Annotated in this window: 20 protein-coding genes; 4 read left to right on the top strand and 16 right to left on the bottom strand. The window is 66.6% G+C overall.

Annotation, left to right across the window (positions count from 1 at the left end):
- Positions 1-16: 16 nt before the first annotated feature.
- The 9 genes from ABD999_RS09110 to ABD999_RS09150 form a co-directional block, all read right to left on the bottom strand.
- Entirely contained in the window at positions 17-1,225 is a 1,209-nt protein-coding gene (locus ABD999_RS09110) for a site-specific integrase (protein WP_271275253.1), read from the bottom strand.
- A complete protein-coding gene (locus ABD999_RS09115) occupies positions 1,225-1,407 on the bottom strand; it encodes a helix-turn-helix transcriptional regulator (protein ID WP_271275254.1) in 183 nt (60 codons plus the stop codon). The genes ABD999_RS09110 and ABD999_RS09115 overlap by 1 nt, the downstream gene beginning before the upstream one ends.
- Positions 1,397-2,734, bottom strand: a complete 1,338-nt coding sequence (locus ABD999_RS09120) for a replication initiator (protein ID WP_271275312.1) — start codon at positions 2,732-2,734, stop codon at positions 1,397-1,399. Before ABD999_RS09120 ends, ABD999_RS09115 begins: the two co-directional genes overlap by 11 nt.
- 134 nt (positions 2,735-2,868) lie before the next feature.
- Complete coding sequence (locus ABD999_RS09125) at positions 2,869-2,991, bottom strand: hypothetical protein (protein ID WP_271275255.1); 123 nt, start codon at positions 2,989-2,991, stop codon at positions 2,869-2,871.
- A 4-nt stretch (positions 2,992-2,995) separates the two neighbouring features.
- Positions 2,996-3,157 (bottom strand): hypothetical protein, encoded by a 162-nt coding sequence (locus tag ABD999_RS09130; RefSeq protein WP_271275256.1) that lies wholly within the window; start codon positions 3,155-3,157, stop codon positions 2,996-2,998.
- Between the two features lie 15 nt (positions 3,158-3,172).
- Positions 3,173-3,418, bottom strand: coding sequence for a hypothetical protein (locus ABD999_RS09135; protein WP_271275257.1), 246 nt, complete (start codon positions 3,416-3,418; stop codon positions 3,173-3,175).
- A gap of 105 nt (positions 3,419-3,523) precedes the next feature.
- Positions 3,524-4,186 (bottom strand): DUF2637 domain-containing protein, encoded by a 663-nt coding sequence (locus ABD999_RS09140; RefSeq protein WP_271275258.1) that lies wholly within the window; start codon positions 4,184-4,186, stop codon positions 3,524-3,526.
- Between the two features lie 29 nt (positions 4,187-4,215).
- A complete protein-coding gene (locus tag ABD999_RS09145) occupies positions 4,216-5,535 on the bottom strand; it encodes an FtsK/SpoIIIE domain-containing protein (protein ID WP_271275259.1) in 1,320 nt (439 codons plus the stop codon).
- Positions 5,528-5,857: an SCO3933 family regulatory protein gene (locus tag ABD999_RS09150; protein WP_271275260.1), complete on the bottom strand. Its 330-nt coding sequence runs from the start codon at positions 5,855-5,857 to the stop codon at positions 5,528-5,530. The genes ABD999_RS09145 and ABD999_RS09150 overlap by 8 nt, the downstream gene beginning before the upstream one ends.
- Before the next feature lie 110 nt (positions 5,858-5,967).
- Here ABD999_RS09150 and ABD999_RS09155 point away from each other — a divergent pair, with 110 nt between their 5' ends.
- A complete protein-coding gene (locus ABD999_RS09155) occupies positions 5,968-6,336 on the top strand; it encodes a winged helix-turn-helix domain-containing protein (RefSeq protein WP_271275261.1) in 369 nt (122 codons plus the stop codon).
- Here ABD999_RS09155 and ABD999_RS09160 read toward each other — a convergent pair.
- Together ABD999_RS09160 and ABD999_RS09165 are read right to left on the bottom strand one after the other, a co-directional pair.
- Positions 6,296-6,481, bottom strand: coding sequence for a hypothetical protein (locus ABD999_RS09160; protein WP_271275262.1), 186 nt, complete (start codon positions 6,479-6,481; stop codon positions 6,296-6,298). The genes ABD999_RS09155 and ABD999_RS09160 overlap by 41 nt on opposite strands.
- Positions 6,482-6,483: 2 nt before the next feature.
- Positions 6,484-6,693 (bottom strand): hypothetical protein, encoded by a 210-nt coding sequence (locus ABD999_RS09165; RefSeq protein WP_271275263.1) that lies wholly within the window; start codon positions 6,691-6,693, stop codon positions 6,484-6,486.
- Between the two features lie 147 nt (positions 6,694-6,840).
- Between ABD999_RS09165 and ABD999_RS09170 the strand changes: the two genes are divergently transcribed.
- The gene (locus ABD999_RS09170) at positions 6,841-7,581 is read left to right on the top strand and encodes a helix-turn-helix domain-containing protein (protein ID WP_271275264.1); all 741 of its coding nucleotides are present in this window, start codon (positions 6,841-6,843) and stop codon (positions 7,579-7,581) included.
- Positions 7,582-7,583: 2 nt separating this feature from the next.
- Entirely contained in the window at positions 7,584-8,060 is a 477-nt protein-coding gene (locus ABD999_RS09175) for an NUDIX hydrolase (protein WP_271275265.1), read from the top strand.
- Here the strand turns inward: ABD999_RS09175 and ABD999_RS09180 are convergent.
- The 3 genes from ABD999_RS09180 to ABD999_RS09190 form a co-directional block, all read right to left on the bottom strand.
- A complete protein-coding gene (locus ABD999_RS09180; protein ID WP_271275266.1) occupies positions 8,028-8,594 on the bottom strand; it encodes an HD domain-containing protein in 567 nt (188 codons plus the stop codon). The genes ABD999_RS09175 and ABD999_RS09180 overlap by 33 nt on opposite strands.
- A gap of 82 nt (positions 8,595-8,676) precedes the next feature.
- Positions 8,677-9,150 carry a GntR family transcriptional regulator gene (locus ABD999_RS09185; protein ID WP_271275267.1) on the bottom strand — a complete coding sequence of 158 codons (474 nt, stop codon included), beginning with the start codon at positions 9,148-9,150 and terminating at the stop codon, positions 8,677-8,679.
- Positions 9,134-9,487 carry a hypothetical protein gene (locus ABD999_RS09190; protein WP_271275268.1) on the bottom strand — a complete coding sequence of 118 codons (354 nt, stop codon included), beginning with the start codon at positions 9,485-9,487 and terminating at the stop codon, positions 9,134-9,136. Before ABD999_RS09190 ends, ABD999_RS09185 begins: the two co-directional genes overlap by 17 nt.
- A gap of 153 nt (positions 9,488-9,640) precedes the next feature.
- Here ABD999_RS09190 and ABD999_RS09195 point away from each other — a divergent pair, with 153 nt between their 5' ends.
- Entirely contained in the window at positions 9,641-10,369 is a 729-nt protein-coding gene (locus ABD999_RS09195; RefSeq protein WP_271275269.1) for an XRE family transcriptional regulator, read from the top strand.
- A gap of 265 nt (positions 10,370-10,634) precedes the next feature.
- Here the strand turns inward: ABD999_RS09195 and ABD999_RS09200 are convergent, their stop codons facing one another.
- A complete protein-coding gene (locus ABD999_RS09200; protein ID WP_345482649.1) occupies positions 10,635-12,359 on the bottom strand; it encodes an AIPR family protein in 1,725 nt (574 codons plus the stop codon).
- A gap of 814 nt (positions 12,360-13,173) precedes the next feature.
- A complete protein-coding gene (locus ABD999_RS09205) occupies positions 13,174-13,785 on the bottom strand; it encodes a TetR/AcrR family transcriptional regulator (protein ID WP_271275271.1) in 612 nt (203 codons plus the stop codon).
- Positions 13,786-13,820: the final 35 nt, after the last annotated feature.

Here is a 13,820-nt window from a genome sequence, read left to right on the forward strand (position 1 = left end):
TGTACAGCAACCGTCTCTAGCGGTCTAGGCTCTCGTTGAGCTGGTCGAGCGCCTTGCGGGTCTCCGGGCTGGCGATCTGGGTGTAGACGTTCATGGTCACCGAGATCTGCGAGTGCCGCAGGATGCGCATAGCCACGCGCGGGTGTACGTCGAGGGCAGCCAGCATCGAGGCGCAGGTGTGCCGGGTGTCATGGACACGGATGCGCGGGACTCCGGCGGCCTTGCCGTGCAGTTCGAAGGATCGGTTGAAGTTCCGGGGTTCGACGGGTGTGCCGTACCGCGTGGTGAAGACGAGATCCGAGTCCTTCCACCTCTCGCCGGCCTCCTTGCGCGCGTCCTCCTGGACTCGGCGACGGTGCTTGAGCGCGGCGACGCAGAGGGCCGGGAGCGGGAGCGAGGCGTCCGAGTCGGTGGTCTTGGTGGTGTCGCGGTGGAGTAGCTTGCCGTGGACACGGTTGAGCTGGTGCGAGACCCACAGTTCCTGGCTGGTGAGATCGATGCTGCCCCAGGTGAGCCCGAGGACTTCACCACGGCGCAGGCCGAGGACGAGCATGAGCACGAAGGCCGCGTAGAGCGGTTCGTCGGTGGCCCGCAGGTGCTCCAGGTACTTCCGGGCGTCATCGACGTTCCACACGATGTGCTTGCGCTTCTTCGCGGCCATCTTGGGCAGCGTGGTCAGCGCCACGACGTTCTTGGAGATCAGTTCCTCGCGGATGGCGTGGGTGAGAGCCGAGCGGAAGACTCGGCGGATGCTCTCGATGGTGCCCCGTGATGGGTGGTCCTCGCAGCACTTACCGATGGAGCAGCACGGCTTTTTACGCTGCTTCTTCTGCGCACAGCAGGTGCATAGGGCCGGAAGGGTGTTGAGCCACGTCTGGACATCCCGGACGGTGAGCTTGTCGAGCCGCTTCTTGCCCAGGCCGGGGACGAGGTAGAGCCGAACGAGCGCCTCATAACCGGCGTAGGTCGTCGGCTCGCGGTTGGGCTGCACCACGTTGGCCAGCCAGCGGCTGAGGAAGGCGGCCACGGTTTCGTGCTTGGTGGCCACGGGTCCCTTGCGGGCCTGGTCGTGGAGCTTGAGCCACTTGTCGTGGGTTTCCTCGCGGGTCTTGCCGTAGGCCCATTTGCGGGTGCGCTTGCCCTCTGGGGTGGTGACCCATATGTAGCTTGCCCAACCGCCTTTGTACGGGAATATCGAACCTTCGCCGTTTGAGCGCTTGCCCATCAGGCGACCTCCTCGCACAGGCGGGTGACGTAGGCGTCCAGGGCGGACGACGGGATGCGGCGGCAACGGACGCCGACGACGATGGAGGGGAGTTCGCCGGAGCGGATGAGGTTGTAGAGGGTCCAGCGGCTGACCTTCAGCGCGGCCATGGCTTGGGGGACGGTGAGCAGTTCAGAGGTCATGTGGGCCTCCGAGCTGGTTTCCGGTCAGGGCGGCGGCGAGGAGTTGGTCTCCGAGGGAGTGGCCCTTGCCCGCGTACTCCCACTCACTGATCACGAGAACGGTGTCCTCCTCGAAGAGAGGAAGGCGTCCGTGGGTGACCTCTTCGGTGTGAACGAAGCGTTCTCTCGCTGCTCGGAGTTCGCCGAGGGTGGTGGAGTAGCGGCGGGAGCGGGTGGAGAAGTGGCCGCGGAAGCCGAGCATGTGCGCCCACTCGGCAAGCCGCAGTTCGGCCAGCTCCGGGAGGGCGCCGAGGTGCAGGCAGGTGGTGATGAGGCGGCGGGCGTGGTGGCGCAGGTTGAAGGCTTCCAGGGTGTCGGTTGAGTGGATGCGCCGGTCCAGGGTGCCGACGCATTCGGCGGCCTTGGTGGCGTACTTGGCGATGTAACCGGCGACGGCTTGTTCGGTGAGGTCGCCATCGAGGGTGATGGGGCGGATGTCGAGCTGATTGCCCCAGCGCAGGACGCGTTCGGGCTGGCCCTCGTGGGCGGGTGCGGTGGCCGAGACCGCACGGGCCGCGTGCTCGACGGCCAGGGCCAGGGCGTCGGCGGTGGCCCAGGCCGGTGGCGGCGCGGCGGGGCCGTTCGGGCCGTCGAGGCGGATGACGGCGTGGAAGTGGACGACGCCGCGCCGCTGGTATTCGGCGACCTTGGCGAAGGACAGCCTTAGGTGGTGGCGCAGGTCCTTGAGGACCAGGCCGCCGGCCTTCGCGAGGGCGCGGCGCAGGGAGTCGGCGAAGCGCTTCCACAGCAGCGGCGCGAGCGCGTTGAACAGGACGCTGCCGGTGTAGTCGTAGCAGTCCGGGCACAGCGGTTCGCCCAGACGCGGGTCATCCTTGCCGTGCCGTTCGGTGCAGGACATGACGCGACCGTGCGGGCAGGTCTCGGCGTTACGGCGGGCGTGGCAGGACTGCACCTTGCCGCCGTGCTCGCGGCGGGCGTGGACGGTGCCGAAGGACGGAGCCGTGAGCGTGACGAACAGCGTCGGATGCGCGGTGACGGTGTCCGGCACGCCCTTGCCGCCGATGAGACCCGCGCGGATGAGTTGGTAGGTGTCGGCGCGGTAGACCTCGGCGCAGGACGGGCACCGGGAGGCACGGCGGGTCTTGCACGGCACCCGCAGGACGCCGTCAGGCTCGCTGCGGGTGGTGTAGCGGTGGAGCAGGGCTCCGGTGGCGCGGTCGTAGTGTTCGACCTTGCCACGGAGGTGGATGGGCTGTCGGCAGCCGCCGGTGTGGCGGATCTGGGATGCCCAGCGGTCGTAGTCGTCTCGGTTGAGGCGCTTGATCATGCCGGGGATGGCGTGCGCGTTGGCATGGGTTGCGGGCAAGATGGAGACCTCCTCTCACTCGTTCGGGTGATGGGGATGGCCCCCGACCTGGCGTGTGTCTTGGCGGATGTGCGGCCAGGCCGGGGGCGCTGCGCTTATGCGCCGTGGTTGTCGATGCCGGTGCCGTCGCAGTCGCCGCACCGGTCGCCTTCGCCGGTCAGGCCGGTGCCGCCGCAGGTGCAGCAGCGGTAGCGGATCACCAGCGGGTCATCGGTCACGGCGTTACTTCCTTTCTCGCGGTCGGGTGGTGAGGTAGACGCGCCAGTGGTGGGGGCGGGCGCGGTCGGGGTAGGCGCGGGACACGGCGTAGACGGTGAAGTGCAGGCGCAGGCGGAACAGGGCGTCGATGATCTCGGCCCGGGTGCCGTCGATACGGATGCGCATGAGCGGTTCTCCTGGTCAGGTGGCGGGCGTGAGGTCGTCGGGCTGGATGCAGTCGCGGTAACTGTTCTGGGCGTCGTAGCGGGCACGAGCGGCTGTGAAGATGGCCACGGCGCGGTACTCGACGGGGCCGAAGAAGCGCGAGGTGGCGTAGTGGCCGTGCGGGAGGTCGTCGGAGTCGAGGAGCGAGCCAATGCGGGCGGCGATCTGGTCGATTTCGGCGCGGTTGTCGTCGTCGCTGGTGTGGCGCGGGAAGAAGTGCACGGTCGCGGTTCTGGCAGGGGGTTGGCCTCCAGGAACGTGGCGAGTTCGCGTAGGCCGTTGATGAGGGCGGCGCGGTGGTCGTGGGTCATCGGTGCGGGTCTCCCTTCAGGCGGTGCGCAGGGTGCGCAGCAGGTCGTCGGCGAGTTTGTGGGACACGCCCAGGTGGGCGCGGAGCGCGTCGCGGGTGACGGGTCGGCCGTGTTTGGCGTGGTGTTCGTCGGCGACGCGGCGGGCGAAGTCGACAAGGGCGGGCGCGAGATGCCCGTCTCGGTCGTCCTGCGGTTCGTCCTGGTCGCGGGTCTCATGCGGGATGAGTTGCGGGACCGGGGGCGAGGCAAGGACCGGCGCGGACGAGGACGAGGCCGCCGGGACGGTGGACGGCTCGGGACGGGTGGCGCGGCGTTCCAGCATCGAGACGGCGATGAGGAAGGCGGCGGCCGGGGTGGCGGCGGTGATCCAGCCCCAGACGGTTGGCTCTGCTTGGGCGAGGTTGGCGGCCAGCGATAGGACGATGCCGCCGGTCAGGACGAGGACGGGCCAGGTGATGCGGCCGGGCCGGCTGTTGCCGGTCTTCTTGTCTCGCTGGCGTTCGCGGGCGGCCATGACGCAGGTCAGGTCGATGCAGACGGCGACGGCCCAGGCCATCCAGCCGGTCTGGCCGTGCTCGGTGGCGGTGTCGCGGATGTGGGTGAACGATCCGGCACCCGCGATGACGGCCAGGACGAGAACCGGGCCAGTGTCGAGCAGCCAGCGGGCCAAGCGTCGCATCGTTCCTCCTTCATGAGTTCAGGCGGGATTCAGGCGGTGATGGATTCGGGCAGGTGGGCGGTGATCTCGTCCCAGGCCGGGGCGAGGTGCGCGTGTGTGTGGGCGGCGTGTTCGGCGGTGGCTTCGGTGACGTAGAAGGAGCGCGCCCGGTACCACTGGCCGTCCTGGCTCGCGACGATCGCCACGCCCGGCGTCTCGGAAGCGATGGCCCGCGCGGAGACGAGCGCAGCCGGGTCAAGGTCGCCGAGGGTCATCGTCGCGGTCTCGGGATCGTTGACCCGGTGGCAGATCCGGCCGGAACACTGGGCGCGCAGCGCGGTCACCCCAGGCCCGAGGTCGGAGCCGATGCGCTGGCCGCAGCAGAACAGGTAGAGGCCGAACGCCCGCCCGAGCTGGGCCACCCGCAGGAGCGCGGTCGAGGTCTTGGCGATCTCGTCCTTCTCGCTCTTGTCCGCCATCAGGTACAGCTCGGCCAGCTCGTCGATCAGGACCACGAGCGGGACGGGCCGGATGGCGGGCGGGAGTTGCCAGATGTTGCGGGCACCGGCCTGACGACACAGGCCCATGCGGTCGGTCATCAGCCCGACCAGATCGGCGAGCAGGCCGACCGACTCCGCGCGGGAGGTCGCCAGCGCCGACAGCCGTGGACTGTACGGGGTGAACTCCACCCCGCCCTTGAGGTCGAACCCGACCAGGGCGACCGGTTGCGGGGCCAGGCCGACGATGAGCGCGTTGGCGAGGTTCGACTTGCCGGACTGCGTCGCTCCGGCGTTGAGCCAGTGCGGCACCGTACGGAAGTCGATCACCCACGGCTGTCCGGTTTCCAACCGTCCGACCGTCACCTTCAGCAGCTCGGGCGAGGCCGGGAGCTGGGCGACGGTGACGAGCGGGTCGCGCATGGTGGCCATGAGCACGACACGGCCGGGCCGGGGCGAGGACACCCGCACCGCGTGCACGCCCCAGGAGTGCGCGAGGCGTTCGGCCGCGTCGGCGTAGTCGCCGGGGGTCTGGCCTTCGAGGGTGTGCAGGGTGACGCGCCAGCCGTGCCGGGTCGGCAGCGGGAGCCACATGAACGGTTTGGTGTCGACGGCGACCCGCTGGAAGCGGCGGCGGACCTTGACCAGGCCGGTGGAGGCGATCGCGCCGGGGACGGTGGTGAACCACCAGCGTTGCCGCTTCTTGGTCAGTCCGCAGCCGAGCGCCACCCGCCGCCACGAGGCGCGGACGGACAGGGCGACGATCGGGAAGCCGAGGGCGAGCCAGAAGGAGGGGTAGTGCCAGCGGCGCCAGGCCCACAGCCCCGCCACCATGACGGCGGAGGCCGTGAGCAGCAGGAGCGCGTCACGCATCGGCGGCCTCCCGCACGGGGAGCAGGGCGTTGGCGCGGTAGGCGATGCCCCACCGGCCGGCGATCTCCCAGACGTAGCCGAGCAGGCCGACCGCGTTGACCTGGTCGCCGACGCCGATGGGCGGTTCGCCGGTGATGCCGATCTTGACGAGTTCGATCCGGCCGAACTCGTCCTCGACCGAGACGGTGACTTCGTAGACGGTGTTGCCGTTCTTGTCGGTCTTGATCTCGCCGGTGTCGCGGTTGAGGACGCGCGGGCGGGGTGCTTTGACGCAGGTGATGGCGAGTTTGCTGACATCCACGGGGATGGGGACGGAACGCATGGGTGGTGACCTCCTCTTTCATCGTGAGCAACATAGTTAACCTAGTTGGCTCGGTTGTCAATGTTCCCTCGGTTGGCCAGGTCGAACATTCGTGGTGAGATAGAAGGGCGATGGTCAAAAACACCGGACGCCCCGCCTACCTCCAGATCGCCGACGACCTGCGCGCGCAGATCCGCGGCGGGTCCCTTGCGCCCGGAACCCCGCTGCCGTCCACCACTCGCCTTGCCGAGCAGTACGGCGCGTCCCTGTCGGTGGTGAAGCTCGCCGTGGGCGTGCTGCGTACCGAGGGCCTGGTGATCGGCCAGCAGGGCAAGGGCGTGTTTGTCCGCGAGGCCGGCGAACTTCCGCCGGACCCGAAGGCCGGTGACGAGCTGGCCGAGTTGCGCGCCACCGTCCAGGACCTGTCCGTCCGGTTGGCGAAGGTCGAAGAGCAGTTGGCTACGTCCACGACACGCCGCCCCGGACGTAGCAGCCGGTAACCCGCCGGGCCAGCGCCGCCGACGCCCCATCCGGGTTCTGCCGCAGGCTCAGCCGCTTGTCCTCCCGGCGGATGCCGACCAGCACCGCCACGTACCCGACCAGCAGCGCGACGCCGATGACTCCGGCGATAATCAGCGGGATCATGGTCATGACCAGATCACCCCCGCCGAGGCCAGGCCGCGCGGAGCGCGCGGGGGACGACGGGTCTCACCGCGCCGACCGGCACGCCGGGTGCGCTTGGCCGCCTGCTTCTTGATCCACCGCTCCCGCGCGTGGCACTTGCGGCACCGGCTCTGGCCCTCGTCGAGGTGTGCGCCGCAGGCGCAGATGGGCTCGGGGTAGATCTCGTGACTCATGTCCGATCGCCTCCTTCGGTTCGTTGTTCTTGCTTGCGAACCGAGAATGCGACGGAGTGTCAGGACGAGATCACTACACGACGGGACATGTTCAAGACGTCCGGCCTACGATGGCCAGGTCCCCGGACGTCCCATGGAGCGGGAGAGATGGCGAACGAACGGCTACGCGCGGCCCTGCTGCGAAAAGGCGTGTCCATCGCCGATCTGGCCCAGGCCATCCAAGTGGATCCCAAGACGGTCGAGCGGTGGGTGACCAAGGGCCGTGAGCCGTACCGAAAACACCGCTTTGCCACCGCTTCGTACCTGGGGGTGGACGAGGCGTACCTGTGGCCGGAAGCGCTCAGCCCCGAACAAGTGACCTCCGCCTCACGAAGCGAGATCATCGCCGTCTACCCGCACCGCTGGTCGGTACCCCGGGACATCTGGGGACGACTCTTCGCAGCCGCCTCACAGGAGATCGGCGTCCTGGTCTACAGCGGACTCTTCCTGGCCGACGACGGCGGCATGGTCCGGCTGTTCGGCGAAAAGGCCCGCGCCGGGGTACGGGTGCGCATCCTGCTCGGAGACCCCGACAGCGCCGAGGTCGCTCAGCGAGGCGCCGACGAGGAGAGCGGCGACGGTCTGGCCGCGCAGATCCGTAACGCCCTGGTGCTGTACCGGCCGATCAGCGGGCTGGACAACGTCGAGATCCGGATGCATCGCACGGTGCTGTACAACTCGATCTACCGTGCAGACGACGAGTACCTGATTAACACCCACGTGTACGGAACCCGCGCCGGCAACGCCCCCGTGCTGCACCTACGCCGGGTAGCCGGAGGAGACATGGTCGCCACCTACGCCGAGAGCTTCGACAGGGTATGGGACCAGGCCAAGCCGGTGGAGTCCTGACGATGGCACGACGCATCGACTTCCACCACGACCCCGACGCGCCCACGGCCAACAGCCTGGTTCCCTCGGTCAACGTCATCGTCACCAACGAGCACGGCGACGTGCTGATGATCCAGCGGTCCGACAACGACAACTGGGCCGTCCCCGGTGGGGCCATCGATCTGGGCGAGTCACTGCCGCAGGCCGCCGTACGGGAGACGCTGGAGGAGACCGGGATCACCTGCGAGATCACCGGCATCGTCGGCACCTACACCGACCCGGGTCATGTGATCCTCTACACCAGCAACGGCGAAGTCCGGCAGGAGTTCTCCATCGTCGTGACCGGCCGGGCGGTGTCGGGGACTCCGGCCACCAGCTCGGAGTCACGCCGAGTGCGCTGGGTGCCGCGTGACGAGGTGCTGGCGCTGCCCATGGCTGCGTCGATGAGGATGAGGATCGAGCACTACCTAGCCGGAACCGGCCTGCCGCACATCGGCTAGCGCCGCCTCCACCTCCCGCACCGACGACACGATGCACGGCGTCGCAGCAGTGATCGACCGGCTCACCACATGCTCGGGACCGTACCGGGAGTGAATCTCCGCCAGCCGGTCGCGCACATCCAGATGCCGCCCGTCCGGATCAGTGGTCATGTCGCAGTAAGTGAGCGCCCGCGCGAGATCGGGCCGCTCCTGGTCGAACTCCTTGGCCAGCACATCGAACAGGTCGCGTTGCCGGGCCTCGTTGTCCGCGCACGAGTGGTAGGCCACCAGGCGGCACAGCCGCTCATCAGCCCCGGCCACGTCACGCAGGTAGCGGGCGCCGTCGAGTTGATGCATGCCGGTGTCGACCAGATCCGGGGCGTAGCCGATGTCATGCAGCAGACACGCGGCGATCAACGTGTCGGCGTCCGCGCCGAGGATCGGAGCCAGGCGCTCGGCCTGCTCGGCGACCCCCTGGGTGTGTGCCCAGCGCCGGGGCAGCTTCGCCTTCAGCAGGTTCTTGGCCAGGCCGTAGGCCCACTCAACTTGTCCCACGTGGTTCACGATAGGCGGCAAGGCCGCCCGTGAATCCAGTGGGCGAGGCGAGACGTCCCCGGACGTCTCGCCAGAGGGTGTGTCAATCGCGGACGAAGCGGCCCCGGCCATGTTCGGCCACGATCAGCCCCTCGTGCTCTAGGACGGCCAGGGCTTGCCGCACGGTGTTGCGCGAGGTGGTGAAGCGGCGGCGTAGCTCGGCCTCACTTGGCAGCGCCGCACCGGGGGCGAGGTCGCCGGACTGGATTTGCCCGCGCAGTGTCGAGGCGATCTCCTGGTACCGGTACGAGGTGGTTCCGGGTTGCCCGGCGACCACGTGGCCCTTGGACGGGACGGTGACGATGAGCCCTTCCTTCTCCAGGAGGGCCAGGCCGCGCCGGACGGTGTTGCGGGCGACGCCGAAGGTCCGGGACAGCTCCGCTTCAGAGGGCAGGACCGTGCCGGGCGGGAACTGACCGGTGTGGATCTGGTCGCGGATGCGGCCGGCGATCTGGGGGTAGGCGCGCCCGCCGGTCAGCCATCGGCGCTCGGCCATCGTCTCAGCCGCGGTGGGCATCGAGGATCTGGTCCAGATTGATGCTGAGCTCGCCCTGCTCGCCGTCGTGCCAGCCGTCGCGGGCAGCCTGCTCGATCCGCTCCACCGCGCCGGCCATCTGGAGGAAGGAGACCCGTTCGTCGTTCTGGTCGCCCCAGTAGAACCAGCAGAACGACAGGTGCACGAACACCCGCCGCATCCGGCCCCGGCGGTCGGTCACGTCGAGGGCGGGGCGGCCGTCTGCGGTGATGATGAGCACCGCCGTGACGTCCCGTGCGGACAGGTGCTTGCCGAGGGCGGCCAGCAGCCGTTGGGCGTAGGCGCGTTGCTGGTCCTTGATGGTCTTGCTGGTCTGCATGGCGAGTCTCCCTGACGTCGGTGCGGGGTTCGTGTGCTGTGGGTCGAGGTTCGCCCCGGCGGGCGGGGCGGGAACACCGCAACTTGGGGACGTCTAGGGACGTCTGATGTTAACGTCGCAGCACAGGTCACCTTCCGGAAGGGGCAGGCGGTCGTGAACGACAACCTCCGCTACGCACTGGCCGCCGCCCGGCTCACCGCCACCGATGTGGCCGCCGCCTTGGCCGTCGACCCCAAGACCGTCAGCCGATGGCTTCAGGGACGTGTCCCGTACCCGCGCCACCGCTGGGCCGTCGCCGATCTCCTGCACGTCGACGAGGCCGACCTATGGCCGGAGATCGCGCCACGACACCAGGCACTCGCCGAAGGCGTTAGGGCGATCTATCCCCACCGCTGGGCCGTCCCCCAAGCGGTCTGGCGTAATCACTTCAGCGCGGCCCGACGCGAGATCGGGATCCTGGCTTACAGCGCGTTGTTCCTTGCCGAAGACCGGGCAGTCCTCGACGCCCTCACGGCCCGAGCCAAGGCCGACGTGAAGGTCCGCATCCTTCTGGGTGACCCCGAAGGGGAGGCCGTTGCCCAGCGTGGAGCCGACGAGGGCATCGGCGCCGAGGTGATGGCAGCCAGGGTCATGAACGCGCTGGCGCTGTTCCGGCCCCTGCTCCGGGTCCAAGGGGTGGAGATCCGGCTTCACCGCACCGTGCTCTACAACTCCATCTACCAGGCCGACGACGAACTGCTCGTCAACACCCACGCCTACGGCACGCCAGCAGCCGACACCCCGGTCATGCACCTCACCGGCACTGCCGACGAAGGGCCAGCAACGACTTACCTCACGAGCATGATCCGGATTTGGGCCACCGCCTCGCCCTGCCCCCAGTAGCTCAAGTACCACCAGACACAGCGGCGGACAGCCCAGAAAGCAACTTATCTGCACGTCATCAAGGGCAGTCCGCCTGCGGCGGCCTGCCGCGCGTTGGGCGGTCGCTGGCCGCGCTGCGGCTCTCCGGCCGGTCGCGGCCAGCACCGCCACGCGCTCAACCACCGCAGTCACAGTGGGTAGGCGCACGATCGTGGATTTCATGAACGAGAACGGACTACACCACGCTCCATAGTCGTATATGCCTAGAGCGGATCGTAGGCCACTGTCAATCGCCGTTTGCAGCCTCGTCCTTCAGCCTCTGAATAAGCTCGGTAGTGAAGCCCGGTCGCTTCAATCGATCCCGAGTAGGGATCGATCCCCCCGCCGAGGTTTCAATGAACTCAGCTGCTCTCTTAAATAGTTCTACGTGTTGCGGAGCGCGAAGTTCGGCAATGATTTTGTTTGCCTGTTTTTCGCTCGTGGGCGTGTGTAGCTGAGCAGGCGGCTCGCCCAGGATCTGATACGCAACAACCATAAGTATGTGGTATCTGATTACCTTGAAGCGTGAGTCGAGTCCACCTCTGAAGGCATTCTCTAGTCGATACGCCGCATAGGCGGCGACCACGTAGGGGAGGATTTTGTGCTCGTCTCGGAAAACAGAGTCGCCCGCCTCGGCATAAAGCTTACTGGGATATCTTGATGCGAGATGAGGGCGGTTGAGTAGCATCGCAGATACAGACTTAAGTTGGTCGGCGACGCTGACCAGGCGAGTTTTAGTTACAGTTAGTCCATAGAATTGGCCCGCGCGGCGCTCGTAAGTGAGGCCAATCTCGGCCGAGTCCATGCGGTAAAACTCTTCCAGTCGCTTCTGAAACTTGCTCAAAGCAACTAGGTCGTCCTCTTTGACTTCAGTTTGAGAATTAGTTGCTCTGATGATGCTGATTGCGACATCATCATCGTCTGTTATGACTAGACGAAGTGGGACAAACACGTTCTCGGCGTCGGCGCCCAGTTCGTCCTTGGCTATATAGGCACAATGGCTTGTCTGGCACCCGTTGACTATTTGATAACCCTCAACGAGAAAGTGGTCTGCGGGCAACGGGGTGTAGCTCTGGGCCACGACGGTGACCCCATTATTAAGGACAGGAAGCAGGCTCCTAGCATCCGATCCCAGCGTCTCGACGATCTTTCTGTTTACGGGGTTAGCGTCTCCTTGGAAGCCACGTACATTATCGAAGAAGACCTGTTCGTCGAGAGAGCCGTCTGGTCGACATATCATCTTCAGGAGCTCGGCGACAGATATCAGTCCCACGAACGCCTGCTTGATTCCGGGCATGGCTGGAAGGGAGACGCTTTTGGGAATTAGAAGGTCAACCTTGTTGGCATGAAACTGCCTTACGTGGAGGTCGTGTAGATCATCCGCACCAAAACAGCGCGCTGTGACTTCGCCAACGAAACCCACACTCTTAACCAGCTCCTTGGCGGATTCCAGTCGTTGGGTCACCGTCTTATCTGTGATCGTCTTCTGTGGTGCTGTAGTAACAAAAGACATGTGCACAGATGGTTGGGATCGAAGTTTTTGTGCGTGAGTGCTGAAAAGGTGATGAAGGGCTTCGGAGAGGCTTTCAAGTTTTGGTGAATCTGCGAGGTCCTCCTTTTGGAGGAAGCGCTTCACAGCCTCCCCGAGCGCCAATATGTCAGTAGAGTTTATGTGTTCCGACTGCTTGGCCTGCAAAGTGTGAATAGATACTTCTATGTGGGCCGCGCCATCACACACGTCATCCACATCATCTCGGTCCCATACGAGCTGGCCGTTGACTTCGATGGCTACGACATCGAGCCCAATCGTGTGCTTGTCAAGGAGGAGATCCGTGAGTTCCACTTGGCTTACAAGCTGATCGCCGAGAACTAGCGAGGCAGCAAATAGCTCAAAGACGTCACTACTGGACAGATCGCCTATCTCGTTGCTTGCACGGAAGCCTTTGACCAGGCCGTCAATCAAGGGATTCACGCTGCAAACGTAGCACCGCCGGAAGCTAGGAGGGAGGGGGAAGGCTTGAGCGGTCCTACTGGTCCACGCAGTGCATGCTGGGGCAAGGTTGTAGCCACGCAGTAACGACAGCGAAGCCTGCCAGCAGCGATCGCGGTCCTACGCGTGGCGTCCCTGATCTTGTTCGAGAGGCTGAGCAGGTTTCTTGCGCAAAGCGAGGCTGCCGCGCCGCTTCCGGTGCTCGGGCCTGGCGGCCCTGCGCTCCGGGTCGGCTTGCCACCGGACACGCGGGTTGCTGCGGTCTGCTGTACAGCAGGGAAGTACAGCAACGCCGCCTCACACAGCCTGATCGTCTCGTACAGCGTCACACGGTTGAGCAGCGGCGCAGGCCTCTCGACCACGGCCCTCCGCTTGACTCGTAATGAAGGGGTCTCGGGTTCGAATCCCGAAGGCGGCTCCCAGGCAAAGGCCCTCCCGGATAATCTGGGAGGGCCTTTTGTGTGGGCCTCAGCAGCGCCGTACGGAACAGGGAGTGATTCCTACTCGAAGAGGTCCTGACCTTCGCGACCCGAGGGATCCATGGCGAGCAGGCTCTCGTGGAGCCATTGGATTGGGCGGCCGGTGAGTTCGCCCGCCGCTGTGGTCTCCATCAGTCGCCAACCGGGAGAGCCGTCCGGTGCTTCATCATCCTGGCCAAGGGATCAGGCCAGGCCACGATGGTGGACCGGGTTGAGACCGGCGGCGGTGGCCGGGTACTCCGTTGATTGTCAGCCGCCGGGGCCCATGTCGGGTCAGGGCGGGTCGGCTCGGCGAGCCGACCGTGTGGCGGTGTCCGTCAGGGCTGGGATGGGAGGAGGGCTCGCAGGGCGATGTCGACGGAGGCCTGGAGGTCTTCACGGCTGGTGCCGGAGGCGGCGTGGACGGCGAATCCCTCGCTGAGCGCCATCACGAATCGTGCCAGTGCCCGGTGGTCCACGCCGGGTGGGAGGTCTCCTTCTCTCGCCGCGCGAGACAGCCGTTCTGCGACGGCGGCTTCGTTGGCGGCCCGGCCGGCGGCCAGGACCTCGGAGATGCGGGCGTTCTCGGGCGAGCAGGCCAGGCCTCCCTGGATGGAGAGGCAGCCCAGGGGGTGGTCGTCGGCGGTGAGGCCGTCGGCGCTGGAGCGCAGGAACGCTTCGATGGCGGCGTAGGCGGTGGGTTGGTCGAGTGCGGCGCGGACCTGGGCCAGCTGGGTCTCGCGGTAGCGCGCGAAGGCGCGCTCGAACAGTTGCTCCTTGCTGCCGAACGTGGCGTACAGGCTCGGTCGGTTGATGCCCATCGCGCTGGTGAGGGTGGTCATGGACGCACCCTCGTAGCCGTGTCGCCAGAAGACCTCGGCGGCCCGGTCGAGGACCGCCTCCTCGTCGAACGCCCGCGGTCGTCCAATGGTCGGCGTCTCGGTGCTCATGAGCCCATCGTACCGATCGGTAGAGATGACGACCC

Source organism: Nonomuraea ferruginea, assembly GCF_039540635.1.
Taxonomy (GTDB): Bacteria; Actinomycetota; Actinomycetes; order Streptosporangiales; family Streptosporangiaceae; genus Nonomuraea; species Nonomuraea ferruginea.